Origin of the sequence: Mycolicibacterium cosmeticum (genome assembly GCF_000613185.1) — a bacterium.
In the GTDB taxonomy this organism is placed as follows: domain Bacteria; phylum Actinomycetota; class Actinomycetes; order Mycobacteriales; family Mycobacteriaceae; genus Mycobacterium; species Mycobacterium cosmeticum.
In genome coordinates, this window is record NZ_CCBB010000003.1 from 620,992 (window position 1) to 636,865 (window position 15,874).

General features: G+C 69.8%; 13 protein-coding genes. 10 read left to right on the top strand and 3 right to left on the bottom strand.

Going from position 1 to position 15,874, the window contains the following annotated elements; all coding sequences use genetic code 11:
- Window positions 1–78: 78 nt before the first annotated feature.
- Entirely contained in the window at window positions 79–1,791 is a 1,713-nt protein-coding gene (locus tag BN977_RS22115) for a sigma-54-dependent Fis family transcriptional regulator (protein ID WP_036404168.1), read from the top strand.
- Window positions 1,792–1,794: 3 nt separating this feature from the next.
- Here BN977_RS22115 and BN977_RS22120 read toward each other — a convergent pair whose 3' ends face one another.
- Window positions 1,795–2,526 carry an SDR family NAD(P)-dependent oxidoreductase gene (locus BN977_RS22120; protein ID WP_024454144.1) on the bottom strand — a complete coding sequence of 244 codons (732 nt, stop codon included), beginning with the start codon at window positions 2,524–2,526 and terminating at the stop codon, window positions 1,795–1,797.
- A 184-nt stretch (window positions 2,527–2,710) separates the two neighbouring features.
- On the opposite strand from BN977_RS22120, the gene BN977_RS22125 reads away from it, so the two are divergent.
- Together BN977_RS22125 and BN977_RS22130 are read left to right on the top strand one after the other, a co-directional pair.
- Window positions 2,711–3,658: an alpha/beta hydrolase gene (locus tag BN977_RS22125; RefSeq protein WP_036401536.1), complete on the top strand. Its 948-nt coding sequence runs from the start codon at window positions 2,711–2,713 to the stop codon at window positions 3,656–3,658.
- Window positions 3,659–3,676: 18 nt separating this feature from the next.
- On the top strand, window positions 3,677–5,296 hold the full coding sequence (locus BN977_RS22130; RefSeq protein ID WP_036401537.1) for a flavin-containing monooxygenase: 1,620 nt from the start codon (window positions 3,677–3,679) through the stop codon (window positions 5,294–5,296).
- 58 nt (window positions 5,297–5,354) lie between these two features.
- On the opposite strand, the gene BN977_RS22135 is transcribed toward BN977_RS22130, so the two are convergent.
- Window positions 5,355–5,954 carry a DinB family protein gene (locus BN977_RS22135; protein ID WP_036401538.1) on the bottom strand — a complete coding sequence of 200 codons (600 nt, stop codon included), beginning with the start codon at window positions 5,952–5,954 and terminating at the stop codon, window positions 5,355–5,357.
- A 2-nt stretch (window positions 5,955–5,956) separates the two neighbouring features.
- On the bottom strand, window positions 5,957–6,487 hold the full coding sequence (locus tag BN977_RS22140) for a DinB family protein (RefSeq protein WP_036401539.1): 531 nt from the start codon (window positions 6,485–6,487) through the stop codon (window positions 5,957–5,959).
- A 61-nt stretch (window positions 6,488–6,548) separates the two neighbouring features.
- Between BN977_RS22140 and BN977_RS22145 the strand changes: the two genes are divergently transcribed.
- From BN977_RS22145 to BN977_RS22175, 7 genes are all read left to right on the top strand, one after another.
- On the top strand, window positions 6,549–7,499 hold the full coding sequence (locus BN977_RS22145) for a helix-turn-helix transcriptional regulator (protein WP_036401540.1): 951 nt from the start codon (window positions 6,549–6,551) through the stop codon (window positions 7,497–7,499).
- 10 nt (window positions 7,500–7,509) lie between these two features.
- Complete coding sequence (locus BN977_RS22150) at window positions 7,510–11,637, top strand: glycoside hydrolase family 38 N-terminal domain-containing protein (RefSeq protein ID WP_051561803.1); 4,128 nt, start codon at window positions 7,510–7,512, stop codon at window positions 11,635–11,637.
- Window positions 11,634–12,197 (top strand): DUF7158 domain-containing protein, encoded by a 564-nt coding sequence (locus BN977_RS22155; protein ID WP_036401541.1) that lies wholly within the window; start codon window positions 11,634–11,636, stop codon window positions 12,195–12,197. Before BN977_RS22150 ends, BN977_RS22155 begins: the two co-directional genes overlap by 4 nt.
- A gap of 30 nt (window positions 12,198–12,227) precedes the next feature.
- Window positions 12,228–13,130 carry an ROK family protein gene (locus tag BN977_RS22160; RefSeq protein WP_036401542.1) on the top strand — a complete coding sequence of 301 codons (903 nt, stop codon included), beginning with the start codon at window positions 12,228–12,230 and terminating at the stop codon, window positions 13,128–13,130.
- A gap of 262 nt (window positions 13,131–13,392) precedes the next feature.
- On the top strand, window positions 13,393–13,929 hold the full coding sequence (gene rplJ, locus BN977_RS22165; protein WP_024454153.1) for a 50S ribosomal protein L10: 537 nt from the start codon (window positions 13,393–13,395) through the stop codon (window positions 13,927–13,929).
- Window positions 13,930–13,965: 36 nt separating this feature from the next.
- Complete coding sequence (rplL, locus tag BN977_RS22170) at window positions 13,966–14,355, top strand: 50S ribosomal protein L7/L12 (protein ID WP_024454154.1); 390 nt, start codon at window positions 13,966–13,968, stop codon at window positions 14,353–14,355.
- Window positions 14,356–14,526: 171 nt separating this feature from the next.
- Complete coding sequence (locus BN977_RS22175; protein WP_024454155.1) at window positions 14,527–15,618, top strand: ABC transporter ATP-binding protein; 1,092 nt, start codon at window positions 14,527–14,529, stop codon at window positions 15,616–15,618.
- The last annotated feature ends 256 nt before the right edge of the window (window positions 15,619–15,874 follow it).

Sequence of the window (15,874 nt, forward strand, 5' to 3'; positions counted from 1 at the left end):
GGCGCACCATCGCTGCGGTAGGGTGTGATCCAGATCGCTTCCGGGAGTCGATCCCGGCGGCGAATGCAAGGAGTGGACGTGTCGGAGCGACTCGGCGAACCGCGGTTCGAGGAGATCCGCGCGCAGTTCCTGTCCTCCGCCGATCAGGCGGTGCCCGCCGAGGTGTTGGCCTCCTGGCTGCGGTCCACCGACGCTCTGGGCGCGCCGGGCAACGTCCGCGACGTCCCGCGGGTGGACGAAGACCTGCTGGACAACCATCTGCTGGAGATGTTCCAGGCGCCGATGGCGCGCGCCGCCGAGGATCTGGCCGGTTCGGGCATGGGCCTGCTGCTCGCCGACGCCCAGGGCCGGATCGTGCAGCGCTGGTCGCAGGACTCGGTGGCGATGAACCAGCTGGACCGGCTCGGCACGGTGCGCGGTGCCGTGCTGGCCGAGGACGTGGTCGGCACCAACGGCGTGGGCACCGCACTGGCCGCCGGCAAGAGTGTGCTCATCCAGGGCGCCGAACACTTCGCCGACGTCTACCAGAACGCGCTGTGCACGGGGGCGCCGGTGTGGCATCCGATCACCGGCAAGCTGCTGGCCGCGGTCACCATGTCCACCCGGATCGACGAACGCAGCGGCCTGCTGCTGCCGTTGACCAATTCGCTTGCCGCCCAACTCCAGCAGCACGTCCTCGACGTCGCGCAGCCCGGTGCCAGGGCCATGCTGGCGGCGTTCCTGGACGCCTCGAAACGGCACGACGGCCCCGTGGTGGCGTTCGGTCCGGACGGGCTGACGATGCGTAGCAGACGCGCCGGCGAACTGACCCAGTCCGATGTCGATCTGATCGGCCATTTGTGCGCGGGACTGCGGCACGACACCAGGATGACCGCCGAACTGTCGGTCGGCAGCACGGCCGTCGACGTCCGGGTGCTCGACGGTGCGGCCGGCATGGTCGCCGCGCTACGGCCGGCGCCACGCACGTCGGTGGGCCATCCCGGCCCGGCCGCCGACGCCCTGGTCGGGCAGACGAAATCCTGGCTGCATGCCGCACACCAGGTCAGCAGGCATATCGCCGCGGGTGCCCCGCTGCTCATCGCCGGTGAGTCGGGCACCGGGAAAACCTCACTGGCACTTGGCCGTCCGCACCGTCTGGGCGCCGTCGCCGGCGATGTCGCGGTGGTGCACACCGCGCAACGGCAGATCATCGGCGAGCAGGCCTGGCTGCAGGAGCTCGCCGGCCTGCTGGCCACCGCACCGCGCATCATCATCCGCGCCGTCGAGCACCTCGACGCGCGGGCCCTCGATGCGCTCCGCGCCCTGATCGACGACAGCGCCGCGTCGGTGCTGCTGACCGCCACCGCCGACAGTCAGGCCGCCGCCGAGGCGCGCGCCGGCCGGCTCGGCGTGGCGATGGTGTGGGTCCCGCCGCTGCGCGAGCGCACCGCCGATCTGGGGGCGCTGTGGAATGCGTTCGTCGCGCAACGCTCACCGGGCTTGCGGCTGGCCCTGTCCGAGGACGCCCGCCGCGCGCTGGAGGCCGCCGGGTGGCCGGGCAACCTCGTCGAGCTGCGCACCGTGGTCGCCCAGCTGGTGTCCGACGGTGTGCGGGGCGTGGTGCGGCTGGACCGGCTGCCCGATGCCCTGCGCGCCCGCCGCTCGTGGTCGATGATCGAACGCACCGAGATGGAGACCATCCGGCGCGCATTACAGGAGGCCGGCGGCAACCGCTCGAAAGCGGCTGAGCTGTTGGGTGTTTCCCGCGCGACCATCCACCGCAAGCTCAAGACCTATCACCTGGACGGTTAGCCGTCACTGGGCCAGGTAACCCCCGTCGATCACCAGTTCCGACCCGGTGACGAAGCTGGCCTCATCCGAGGCCAGGAAGACCACACCGTTGGCGATCTCCTCGGGCCGGCCGGCGCGGCCCATCGGGGTCTGGGCGACCACGAAGTCGTTGATCTCGGCCTCCTGGGCGTCGGTCAGCGGGGTCTTGACGAAGCCGGGGTGCACCGAATTCACCCGGACGTTGTCCTTGGCATAACTGATCGCCGCGCTCTTGGACATGTTGCGCACCGCGCCTTTCGTGGCGTGGTAGGCGTGCGCCCCGGCGACGGCGGCGTTTCCCCAGATCGAGGACACGTTGATGACCGAACCGCCGCCCTGGTCGATCATGTGCGGGATGACCGCGCGCATGCCCAACCAGGTGCCGGTCTGATTGGTGGCGATCACCCGTTCCCACTCGGCGACGGTGAGCTCGTGCAGTGACTGGTAGGCGATGATGCCGGCGTTGTTGGCCAACACGTCGATACGCCCGAACCGGTCCACCACATCGGCGATCACCGTCGCCCAGTCGTCCTCGCGGGCGACGTCGAGCTGGCGGTAGTGGATGCCCGGCGAGCGCGGGCCGAAGGATTCGTCGGTCTTGGCGCGGCCGGTGGCCACGGTGACGGCGCCCTCCCTGGCGAACGCCTCGGCGATGGCATGGCCGATACCCCGGCAGGAGCCGGTGACCAGGGCGACCTTGTCGTTGAGACGGTTCATGGGGTTCTCCTGTCGATCGGGATGCGCCCAGCCAACCGCCGGCCGGCCGGGAAACGCGTGCGCTGCGTCACGGTGAGACAGCGGTGTGTCAATCTGCGACACCTGCCCGAGCGGCGCCGGCGTGCTCACACACTGACCCAGTGCGGCGGATCACGGCCGCGGTCAACCGAATTGAGGAGGATCCATGACTACGCCGCAACCGACGGATCCGCTGGGCGCCGTCTACGCCGAGTGGACCGAGGAGTTCGCCGCGCACCCCGATATGTCGCTGCGCCTCATGCGGTGGGTCTTCGAGGACTGGCAGCGGGTGACCACCGAACCCGAGGACGTCACCTACAAGTCGACCGAATTAGGGGGTGTCCCCGGCATTCTGGTGCGCCCGCTGACCGCCGATCCGGCCCAGGTGATGGTGTTCCTGCACGGTGGTGGCTTCGCGCTGGGCTCCTCGGCCAGCCATCGCAAGCTGGCCGGGCACATCGCGGCGGCGTGCGGGGCCACCGGTTTCGTCGCGGACTTCCGCCGCGCGCCGGAGCACCCGTACCCAGCGCAACTCGACGACACCACCGCGGTGTTCGACGCGCTGGTGGAGTCCGGGATCGACCCGGCCGATATCGCCTTCGTCGGCGACAGCGCCGGTGCGAACATCGCGATCGCCACGGTGCTGCGGCAGCGCACGCGCGGCGCGGGGACACCGGGTGTGGTGCTGACCATCTCGCCGTGGCTGGACATGGAGAACGGCGGCGAGACCATCGCCACCAACGACGACACCGACTTCCTGATCACCCGGGAAGGGTTGCAGGGCAATATCGATCGCTACCTGTCCGGGGGTGCCAGTGCCCGTGACCCGCTGGTGAACCCGCTCTACGCCGAGTTCGCCGGCTTCCCGCCGCTCTACATCACCGCCGCCGACGTGGAGTCGCTGTACGCCGACGCCGCCCGCCTGCACGCCCTGGCCGCCGGTGCCGTCGTCGACGTCACCTTCGACGTGGCGCCCGGCCAGCAGCACGTCTTCCCCCTGCAGGCCGGGCAGCTGCCCGCCGCCGACCAGGCCATCGCCACCATGGCGGCCTGGTACCGCGGCCGGCGCAGCGCCGGTGCTCACCGTCGTTTCGCCGCACCGGCGTCCGCCTGACCTCGAAAGGACCACCCCATGAACACCTTCGACGCCATCGTCATCGGGGCCGGTTTCTCCGGCCTGGCCATCCTGGCTCACCTCCGTGAAATCGGCTTGGACACTGTCGTTCTCGACGCCCAGGACGGCGTCGGCGGCACCTGGCTGGCCAATCGCTACCCGGGTGTGCGCACCGACAGCGAATACAGCTACTACTCGTTCTCCTTCTCCAAGGAGGTGCGCGACGAGTGGACCTGGACGCAGCGCTATCCGGCGGGAGACGAGGTGCTGGCCTACCTCAACTTCGTCGCCGACCGCCTCGACCTGCGCCGCGATATCCGGCTGGGCACCCGGGTGACCTCCGCCCGCTACGACGAGGCGGCCAACACCTGGACGGTGCAGATCGAGGGCGGGCAACCGCTGGTGGCCAAATACCTCATCAGCGGGATGGGTGTGCTGTCCCAGGCGATCTACCCCGACATCCCAGGCATCGACAGCTTCGCCGGCCAGAAGTACCACACCGCGCACTGGCCGCGCGACGGCGTCGACCTGGCCGGCAAGCGTGTCGGGCTGATCGGTCTTGGCGCGTCCGGGATCCAGATCGTGCCCGAGATCGCACCGCAGGTCGGCGAATTCGTGGTTTTCCAGCGCACCCCGAATTTCGTCGTCGAGACCACCAACGATCCGGTCACGCCCGAGCAGATGCAGTGGTTGCGCGACAACTACGACGACATCTACGCCAAGGCCGCGGCCCATCCGTTCGGGGTGGCGATGGAACCGGCCCGCTACAGCGCGTTGGAGGTGTCCGCCGAACAACGGCGCAGCATCTTCGAGAGCAAGTGGAACGAGGGCGGCTTCCACTTCGCCAACGAGTGCTTCAACGACCTGGCCACCAATCACGAGGCCAGCGAGCTGGCCTCGGAGTTCATCCGGTCCAAGATCCGCGAGATCGTCACAGACCCGGTGACCGCGGAGCTGCTGTGCCCGAAAACCTACTCCTTCAACGGGAAACGCGTCCCGACGGGGCACGGCTACTACGACGCCTTCAACCTCGACCACGTGCGGTTGGTCGATACCGCATCCACCCCGATCACCGAGATCACCCCGGCCGGGGTGCGCGTCGGTGACACCGAGTACCCGCTGGACGTGCTGATCTTCGCGACCGGCTTCGACGCGATGACGGGCACCCTGACCAACATCGACATCATCGGCCGGGAGGGAATCACGTTGCGGGAGCGCTGGGCCCGCGACGGTCTGCGATCGAATCTGGGTATCGGTGTGCACGGCTTCCCGAACTTCTTCATGTCGCTCGGGCCGCAGACGCCGTATTCGAACCTGGTGGTGCCGATCCAGCTGGGGGCGCAGTGGCTGCAGCGCGCGCTGCGCTGGGCGCGGGACAACGACGTCGCGGCGTTCGAGGCCACCCCGGAGTCCGAACAGTGGTGGGCCGAGGAGACCGAACGCACCGGCCGGGCCACGGTGATGTACACCGAGGGCAAGAAGGCCAAGGCGTGGTTCCTGGGCGAGAACGTGCCCGGTAAGCGGGAGGAGTTCCAGGTCTACATGGGTGGCGGTCAGGTGTACCAGCACCATTGCCGCGCGCTGGAGGAGTCGGGCTACGCGTCGCTGCGGCCCGACCGGGTGCCGGCCCCGCTGTAGGCCGGTGACGCCGAGGGGTTGCCCGCCGGGCGCGGCGGGCAACCCCTCGGTCACGCGGCTACACCGCGGCCGGGCGCCAGCGCTTGAGCCAGTCGGTCTCCGGCCACTCCTCGGCGGCGGCGAGCAACTCGTACATGGTGGCCCCGTCCACGCTCTCGCGGATGATGTCGGCATGCCCGGCGTGCCGGGACAGCTCCTCGACCAGGTGCAGCAGCACCCACCGCACCGACCAGTGGTCGATGTCCTGCGGGAACCACGGCACGTCATGGGGCACCGGCACCGGCGTGTCCAGGTCGGCCTCGGTGAACACCCGCAAGGTCTCGGCGTTCTGCGCCGCCAGGTCCGCGAGCAGCCCGGCCAGCGTCTCGTCCTCGCGCATCACGTACTGGTCCTCGTATTCGGCCATCAGTTCCGCCATCGGCCGGGCATCCGGCGGGGGGCTGGCCGGCGCGTGCTCGGCGCGTTCGGTCCATCCCTTCTGGCAGAAGGTGACGTGCTTGATCAGCCCGCCGATGGACAGCGCGCTGACCGTCGGCGTGGCGCGCGCCTGCTCGTCGGTGAGGCCGTGGGACACGCCGAGGAAGGCGTTCTGCTGGAAGGCCAGGAAGTTGATCAGGGTCTGGCGCTCGCCGGCGGCGGGATCGGGCATTCCGGGCATGTCTAGCTCTCCTTCGTGTTGGTGTGGATGTAAAGATCACGGATACAAGCGATTTCGGCTCCGTGGTGGATCATCTCGCGGTTGATGTGCAGGACCAGGGTGGCCATCGAGTGGTCGGCGTACGGGCCCTCGGCAGGTCCGCACGGTTGGGCCAGATCGGCCGCGGTGAGCGCGCGCACCCCCGCGATCCAGCGCGCATACGCGTCGTCGAGCTGGTCCAGCGCGCCGGCCGCCGAGGTGGCATAGGGCCACGACTCGTAGTCCGCGGGCGGCCCGCCGAAATGGGAGTGATTGCGCATGGCCAGCACCCCGACGATGACGTGCGCGAGTCGCCACGCGATGGTGGTGAACGGTTCGGGTTGCGGCGGCGGATACGCGAAATCGACGACCGTCCCGGTTGCCCGGGGGTGCACCGTCCAGCAGCCCCGGACCGGCTCCCAGAAGTACTCGTCGTCGGTCAGGCCGTCCAGGCGTGGGCGCAGCTGATGCGTCCAGTGGAAATCCAGCTGGTCGGCCAGCAGTTCGGTGTCCATGCGAATACCTTGACAGCCTTATAGGACAGTTTCGGTCCTATGAATGAATCAGAATGGTGACATGAGTACCGCGAGGGTCCTGCAGCTGTTGGGCCTGCTGCAAGCACGCCGGGTGTGGACCTCCGACGAACTGGCCGAACGGCTCGAGGTCACCGCCCGCAGCGTGCGCCGCGATATCGAGCGGTTGCGTGACCTCGGCTACCCGGTGCACGCCAGCAAGGGGCGCGGCGGCGGCTATCAACTGGGCGCCGGCGCCGCCCTGCCGCCGCTGCTGCTCGACCCGGACGAGGCCGTCGCGATGGCCGTCTGCCTGCGCCTGGCGGCCGGCGGCAGCGTCGCCGGTGTCGGGGAGTCGGCCCTGCGCGCGCTGTCCAAACTCGACCAGGTGATGCCCTCCCGGCTGCGGTCGCAGGTCGCGGCCGTGCACGACAGCACCGTCACGCTCACCTCGGCCACCGAGGACGCGGTCGACCCGGACGTCCTGATGACCCTGGCCCGCGCGAGTCGCGACCACGAACACGTCAGCTGCGGCTATGTCGACATCCGCGGCAACGCCACCCAGCGCCGCCTGGAGCCCTACCAGCTGGTGACCACCGGCCGGCGCTGGTACCTGCTGGGCTATGACCGGGACCGGGCGGACTGGCGCAGCCTGCGGCTGGACCGGATGTCCGACGTGCGCGCGCTGGGCAGTACCTTCGTGCCGCGCGAGGCGCCCGATGCCGCCGACTACGTGCGCCGCGCGATCAGCTCGTCGCCGTACCGGTACGTCGCGCGGGTGCGCTACCACGCCGCCCAGGACGTTGTCGCCCAGACCTTTTCGGCCACCTCGGTGCAGATCGAGCCCGACGGCCCGGACGCCTGCATCGTGACCACCGGTGCCGACGATCCGGAGCGGATGGCGCTGTACCTGGCCATGCCGGGATGTGAATTCGAGGTACTCGATCCGCCCGAGGTGATCCGCGCCGTGGGCGCCGCCGCCGAACGCCTCCGCAGGGCCGCCGCCCGAACGTAAGGTTCGGATCATGCGCCGCGGACATGAGGAGCACTGCAGCCCGGTCGCGGCCGAGTCCACCGAACTGTTCGTCGGGCCTGCCGACGCGCCGCTGCAGGTCGTGCGTGTCACCTGTCGGGGCGGCGCCGGTTCGGTGATCCGCATCGAGGGCGACGGACTGCGCGGCGAGGGGCCGGCCGCCGACGGCACCTGCGAGATCCCGGTGCACGTGGCCGATTCGGTGCCGGGGCAGCGCCGGCAGGCCCGCGCCGCCGGCCTGCCGTTCACCTTCGTCGTCGCCGAGCCCGGCTGGACCATGCACATGATCAGCCATTTCCACTACGACCCGGTCTGGTGGAACACCCAGGCGGCCTACACCAGCCTGTGGACCGAGGATCCGCCGGGTGCGTGCCGGCAGACCAACGGTTTCGCGTTGGTGACCGCACACCTGGAGATGGCCCGGCGGAATCCCGAGTACAAGTTCGTGCTCGCCGAGGTCGACTATCTCAAGCCGTTCTGGGACACCCATCCCGAGGAACGCGCCGACCTGCGCCGCCTCATCGCCGAAGGCCGGATCGAGATCATGGGCGGCACCTACAACGAACCCAACACCAATCTCACCAGCCCGGAAACCGCGATCCGGAACTTCGTCGCGGGCATGGGGTTTCAGCGCGACGTCCTCGGTGCCGATCCCGCGACCGCCTGGCAGCTGGACGTGTTCGGTCACGATCCGCAGTTTCCGGGGATGGCCGCCGAGGCGGGGCTGACGTCGAGTTCGTGGGCCCGCGGGCCGCACCACCAGTGGGGGCCGATGGCCGAGCACGGTGACCCGGAACGCATGCAGTTCGCCAGCGAATTCGAGTGGACGGCGCCGTCCGGCCGGGGGCTGCTCACCCACTACATGCCCGCGCACTATGCCGCGGGGTGGTGGATGGACTCGGCGGCCACCCTCGCCGAGGCGCAGCGGCAGACCTTCGAGTTGTTCACCCGGTTGAAGGCGGTGGCGTTGACCCGCAACGTGCTGCTGCCCGTCGGCACCGATTACACGCCGCCGAACAAGTGGGTCACCGAGATCCACCGCGACTGGAACGCCCGCTACACCTGGCCGCGGTTCGTGTGCGCGCTGCCCAAGGAGTTCTTCGCCGCGGTGCGCGCCGAGCTCGAACATGCCTCCCAACGTGCCCAGGTGCAGACCCGGGACATGAACCCGATCTACACCGGCAAGGACGTCTCCTACATCGACACCAAGCAGGCCAACCGGGCCGCCGAGAACGCGGTGCTGGAGGCCGAGCGGTTCGCGGTGTTCGCCGGATTGCTCTGCGGGGCCAGCTATCCGCAGGCGGCGTTGGAGAAGGCGTGGGTGCAACTGGCCTACGGGGCGCACCACGACGCGATCACCGGCTCGGAATCCGACCAGGTGTATCTGGATCTGCTCACCGGCTGGCGCGACGCCTGGGAGTTGGGCCGCGCCGCCCGCGACAACGCGCTGGCCCTGCTCAGCACCGCGGTGGGGGCACCGATGGTGGTGTGGAATCCGCTGGCGCACCACCGATCCGATGTGGTGACCGCCCACCTCGAGCAACCGTTTCGCGGCGTGGTGCGCGACCAGCAGGGCGAGGTGGTGCCGTCGGTGGCCGACGGGCACACCGTGAGCTGGTTGGCCGCCGACGTCGGATCCCTCGGCTGGTGTTCCTACCGGCTGGACGACGAGACCTCGGGATCGGCCTGGGAACCGTTGGGCGGCAACCAGATCGGCAACGAACACTACCGGGTCCGGGTCGACCCGCAGCGGGGCGGCGCCGTGTGTTCGGTGCTCGCCGCCGGCCGTGAGCTGATCGCGGCCGGCCGGGTGGGCAACGAACTGGCCGTCTATGACGAGTACTCGGCGCATCCCACGGCCGGGGAAGGGCCTTGGCATCTGTTGCCGAAGGGCCCGGTGGTCTGCTCGTCGGCCCATCCCGCGGACGTGCAGGCCTGCCGAAGCCGGCTCGGCGAGCGGTTGACCGTTCGCGGCCGCATCGGTGACCTGTTGCGCTACACCCAGACCATCACGCTGTGGCGCGGTATCTCCCGCATCGAATGCCGTACCGAGATACACGAATTCACCGGCGCCGACCGGCTGCTGCGGTTGCGCTGGCCCTGCCCGGTGCCCGGGGCCATGCCGGTCAGCGAGGTCGGTGACGCGGTGATCGGGCGCGGCTTCGGCCTGCTGCATCGGCACGGTGAACGGCACGCGGTGGATGCCGCGCAGCACCCGTCCACCCTGGACAACCCCGCCTACGGCTGGTTCGGGCTGTCCTCGATGCTGCGGGTGCGCGTCGGGGCGGGGGTCCGGGCGGTGTCGGTGGCCGAAGTCGTCACGCCGGACGACCAATTCGACACCCGAGACCTGATGGTCGCCCTGGTGCGCGCCGGGGTCACGGCCACCTGCAGCGCGGCAGGCCGGCCACGCTACGGGGACCTGTCGGTGGACTCCAACCTGCCCGACGCCCGGATCGCCGTCGGCGGCCCGGACGAGAACACCTTCACCGCGGCGGTGCTGGCCACCGCGCCCGAGCACCGCCGGGAACTGGAGCGGCAACTGGCGGCCACCGGCACCGCCCGGGTCTGGGTGCCCGCGACGTCCGAACTCGCCCAGGTGTGGGTGCCCGGCGCCGACCTGCGCGGGGTTCGCAGCCTGCCGGTGCTGATCGTCGCCGGCGGACTCGACGCGCTGGTCGCCGATCTCGCCGACGCGGAGGTCTCGGTGCCCCAGGACGCCCCGGCCGGGCTGACACCGTTCGAATCGGTGACGGTGGCCTTGGCCAATCGCGGGGTGCCGGGATTCGCCGTCGATCCCGACGGCACCCTGCACACCTCGCTGATGCGGTCGTGCACCGGCTGGCCGTCGGGCACGTGGATCGACCCACCCCGGCGCACCGCCCCGGACGGGTCCAACTTCCAACTCCAGCACTGGTCGCACACCTTCGACTACGCCGTCATCGCCGGCGAGGGGGACTGGCGCGACGCCGATATCCCGCAGCGCAGCGCCGAGTTCTCGCATCCGCTCATCGCCGTCGCCAACCGGCGCGCCGGCGCCGACGGCCTACCCGCACACGGTGCGCTCCTCGATGTCGATTCGTCCGGCGGCCGGGTCACCCTCGGCGCGCTCAAAGCCGCGGGCAATCCGTTCGCACGCGGATCCGCCGAGCCGGTGGACCCCGCTTCGATCACCCTGCGGTTGGTCGAAACACACGGTCGCAGAGCAGAATTCGTGGTACGGTCCGGCATCTGCAGCGTCTCGCCGCTGACCGCCGCGGACCTGCTGGAACGTCCGGCCGGTGCGACGACGACGGCGCTGCACGGTTATCAGATCGCCACTCTGCGCGGCCGGCTCGACGGAATCCGGATCGCCAACGCCGACCATCAGCAGCTGGCCCCGGACGCCGAGGACGCGCAGCCGCTCTATGCCCGGTACTGGCTGCACAACCGGGGCCCGGCACCCCTGGGTGGCCTGCCGGTGGTGGCGCACCTGCATCCCAGCCACGTGACGGCGACGGATCCGGTTGTGCGGCTTCGGCTCACGGCGGCCAGCGATTGCACCGACACCGCCCTGCACGGCCGGGTCCGGCTGGTGCTCCCGCCGGGCTGGACGGCCGAGCCGGGTCAGTTGTCCTTCGTGCTGCCGCCGGGGGAGCACCTGGACACCGAGGTCGCGGTGACCCGGCCGCCGGACTGTCTGCCCGGGGTGTACCCGATCCGTGCCGAACTGGCCGCCGCCGGTCGCGGGCTGCCCGCGGCATGGCATCAGGTGGTCGAGGACGTGTGCCTGGTGTCGGTCGGTGCGCCGGCCGATGCCGAGGTGCTGCGGTTGCTCGCCGGGCCGGAAGACGTGCGGGTGCGGGCCGGGGAGCGGGCCCGGTTGTCGGTCACGGTCGGCACCGACGCGCATGCCGACCTGGCCGTCGAAGCGCACCTGATCAGTCCGTGGGGCACCTGGGAGTGGCTGGGGCCGGCGGTTACCGGTGCCGAAGTGCCGGCGCGGGCAACGCTGCGGCTGGATTTCGACGTGACGCCGCCGCCCTGGGTGCAGCCGGGCCGGTGGTGGGCGCTGATCCGGCTGGCCTGCGCGGGCCGGCTGGTGTATTCACCGGCGGTCGCGGTGGAGGTGCTGCCGTGACGACGGTGGCCTGGGTGGCCGGCTACCCGATTGCCGAAACCGAGGTCGACGAACGCGAAAAGCGCCTGCGGGCAGGGCAGTTCGGCTCCGCCCTGCCCCGCCAGGGGACCAGCGAGGGCAGGCAACTGCGGCGCTGGCTGACCCAGTTACTGGTCGCCGAGCGGGTGGTGGCGGCCCAGCCCGGCGGTGCCGATCCGCCCGCCTTGCACGAGGTGTTGCCCGACGCCGCCGCCCGGCTGGAGATCGGCAGCATCGCCGCGGCGGTCCTGGAGGGCCCGCATGCCCGCGCGGTGTTCGCCCGCGTCACCGCCGCCGTCGATGTCACCGACGCGGACGTGGCGGCCTATCACGCCCGCAATCCGGGGCGGTTCGGTCCGCGCCGGGCAGCCATCCCGCTGGCCCGGGCGCGGCCGGCGGTCACCGACCATCTGCGCGGCGCCGCGCGGCGCGCCACCTTCCGGCGCTGGCTGGACGGGCAGGTCGCCGACCTGGTGCGGCTGGCACCCGGATACGAGCACCCCGGCGATCCCCGCCAGCCGGACAACACCCACCGGCACTGACCCCCCGGCACTGACAGATAGGGGCATCCGATGACTCTCACCCTGGCCGTCGACGTCGGCGGCACCAAGATCGCCGTCGGCCTCGTCGACGGCGACGGCATCCTGACCCACCGCGACCAGCGGCCCACCCCGGCCGGCGACGCCGACACGGTGTGGGCCACCGCGGCAGACCTGATCCGGCAGGCGCTAGGCCGGGCCGGTGACACCGTGACGGCCACCGGCATCAGCTCGGCCGGACCCGTCGACCTGGCCGAAGGCACCGTCAGTCCGATCAATATCGCTGCCTGGCAAGGGTTTCCGATCGTCGAGCGGACCCGGCGGCTCACCGGCGGTCCGGTGCGGCTCGGTGGTGACGGGCTGTGCATGGCGCTCGGTGAGCAGTGGCGCGGGGCCGGGGCGGGCGCGGCCTTCCTGCTGGGCATGGTGGTCTCGACCGGTATCGGCGGGGGACTGGTGCTCGACGGTGCGCCGTATGACGGACGCACCGGCAACGCCGGCCATGTCGGTCACGTCGTCGTCGAGGCCGACGGGGTGCCGTGCACCTGCGGTGGCCGGGGTTGCGTCGAGACCGTCGCCGCCGGCCCGCATCTGGTGCGCTGGGCCCGCGCCAACGGCTGGGCGGGTCCGCCCGGTGCCGACGCCAGACAACTGGCCGAGGCCGCGGCCTCCGGTGACCCGGTCGCCATCGAGGCGTACCGCCGCGGTGCGGCGGGTGTGGCGATGATGATCGCCGGGGTGGCGGCGACCTGCGACCTGGACCGCGTCGTGATCGGTGGCGGGGTGGCCAAGTCGGGCGCGCTGCTGTTCGATCCGTTGCGCGCGGCGTTGCGCACCTATGCCGGCCTGTCGTTCATCCGGGACCTGCAGGTGGTGCCCGCCGCCCTCGGTGGCGACGCGGGGCTGGTGGGGGCGGCCGCGCTGTCCCGGGCCTGACGCCGTTTTGGCCGATCACGGGGGCATCGGCTACTCTTGTGCGGTTCCACCGAAGACCGTCGGTCACCGATGAGCGCTTGCGAGAAGAGCAAGTAGCTCGGCAATCGGTTGAAGGTCCGGGTTATCCCGGCGGCCCACGCAGGAGGACGAGGTAACAGTATTTTTCTGCGCGCCCCGACCTGTCCTGCGTCGGGGCGTTCGTGATTTCCGGCCTTCGTGATCACCGGTTGGTGGACATCCCAACCATCACGAGGAGGCAAGCATGGCCAAAGCTGACAAGGCCACCGCGGTCGCCGACATCGCCGAGAAGTTCAAGGAGGCGACGGCCACCGTCGTCACCGAGTACCGCGGCCTGACGGTGTCCAACCTTGCCGAGCTGCGCAGGTCGCTGGGCGCCGGCGCGTCGTACACCGTCGCCAAGAACACCTTGGTGAAGCGTGCGGCGTCGGAGGCCGGCATCGAGGGTCTCGACGATCTGTTCGCCGGCCCGACCGCCATCGCGTTCATCAACGGCGAGCCCGTCGACGCCGCGAAGGCGATCAAGAAGTTCGCCAAGGACAACAAGGCGCTCGTCATCAAGGGCGGCTACATGGACGGCAAGGCGCTGTCCGTGTCCGAGGTCGAGCGGATCGCCGACCTGGAGTCGCGCGAGGTGCTGCTGTCGCGCGTCGCCGGCGCCCTCAAGGCGAAGCAGTCCCAGGCCGCGGCGCTGTTCGTGGCGCCCGCGTCCCAGGTCGCCCGCCTGGCCGCAGCTCTGCAAGAGAAGAAGGCCGGCTCGGAAAACACCGACGCCGCCTGAGACCAACCACCAACAAGAGATAGATAAGGAATCACCATGGCAAAGCTGTCCACCGAAGAACTGATCGACGCCTTCAAGGAACTGACCCTGCTCGAGCTCTCTGAGTTCGTGAAGGTGTTCGAGGAGACCTTCGACGTCACCGCCGCCGCCCCGGTCGCCGTTGCGGCTGCCCCCGCCGCCGGTGGCGCTGCCGCCGAGGCCGCCGAGGAGCAGTCCGAGTTCGACGTCATCCTCGAGGGTGCCGGCGACAAGAAGATCGGCGTCATCAAGGTCGTCCGCGAGATCGTTTCCGGCCTGGGCCTGAAGGAAGCCAAGGACCTGGTCGACGGCGCTCCCAAGCCGCTGCTGGAGAAGGTCACCAAGGAGGCCGCCGACGACGCCAAGGCCAAGCTCGAGGCCGCCGGCGCGACGGTCACCGTCAAGTAGTTTCGGTTCGTCGAGGGGCCGGGTCGGAAACGACCCGGCCCTTTGTCGTTGGTGAACGCCGTCGTCGGCGGTGACTTCCGTGTTGCTGAAATCCCACGTGCGCTACAGTGACTCAAGCCACAGGCGGGGGTAGGCAGGTGGCGCGGTGAGCCGTAAGCGGAAGGAAATCGTATGGGCGTCCAAATCGACGTGACCGGGCTGAGCAAATCGTTCGGGTCGTCGAAGATCTGGGAAGACGTCACGATGTCGATTCCCGCCGGCGAGGTCAGTGTGTTGCTGGGCCCGTCCGGTACCGGTAAGTCGGTGTTCCTGAAGTCGCTGATCGGTCTGCTGCGCCCGGAGAAGGGTTCGATCGTCATCGACGGGACCAACATCTTGGAGTGCTCGGCCAAGGAGCTCTACGAGATTCGCACCCTGTTCGGTGTGCTGTTCCAGGACGGTGCGCTGTTCGGGTCGATGAACATCTATGACAACACCGCGTTCCCGCTGCGCGAGCACACCAAGAAGTCCGAGTCCGAGATCCGCAAGATCGTGATGGAGAAGCTCGAACTGGTGGGTATGCCCAACGACGGGCACAAGTTCCCCGGTGAGATCTCCGGTGGTATGCGCAAGCGTGCCGGCCTGGCCCGGGCGCTGGTGCTGGACCCGCAGATCATCCTGTGCGACGAGCCGGACTCGGGTCTGGACCCGGTGCGTACGGCGTACCTGAGCCAGCTGCTCATCGACATCAACGCCCAGATCGACGCGACCGTGCTGATCGTGACGCACAACATCAACATCGCCCGTACGGTGCCGGACAACATCGGCATGCTGTTCCGCAAGCACCTGGTGATGTTCGGGCCGCGTGAGGTGTTGTTGACCTCGGAGGAGCCGGTGGTCAAGCAGTTCCTCAACGGTCGGCGTATCGGTCCGATCGGCATGTCGGAGGAGAAGGACGAGGCCACCGCGGCGGCCGAGCAGGCGATGCTGGAGGCCGGTCAGCACGACGGTGGTGTGGAGGAGATCGAGGGTGTGCCGCCGCAGCTGACCGCGACCCCGGGGATGCCCGAGCGCCAGGGTGTGGCCCGCCGGCAGGCCCGGGTGCGCGAGATCCTGCACACCCTGCCCCAAGCCGCTCAGGCCGCGATCCTCGACGACCTGGAGGGCACGCACAAGTACAAGGTGCACGAGTTCGCCGAGGAGCACACCCACCACGGCGCGCCGGCGGCCGCCGCGAACGAGGACTTCCCGACGGCCTCCATCCCGCGGGCCACCGAGCAGTAAGCCCCGCGATCCCGGTTTCCCGGCGGCGCGCCCAAGATGTGATCTTCATCACGGCTGTCTTGGGCGCGCTCGTGTCGGTGGGGACCACTACTATCCAAAAGTGCACAGCAAACCGCGTGTGAAGTCTTGACGGAAGCGCCTAAACGGGCCAGTCTGTTGGGCAGCATGTGTACACGGATTGCGGACGCCAGCCAGCGCCCCACCGATATCACACGCGGTGGTTGAGGAATGCCGTACTGGCGCGAACGACGTCCAT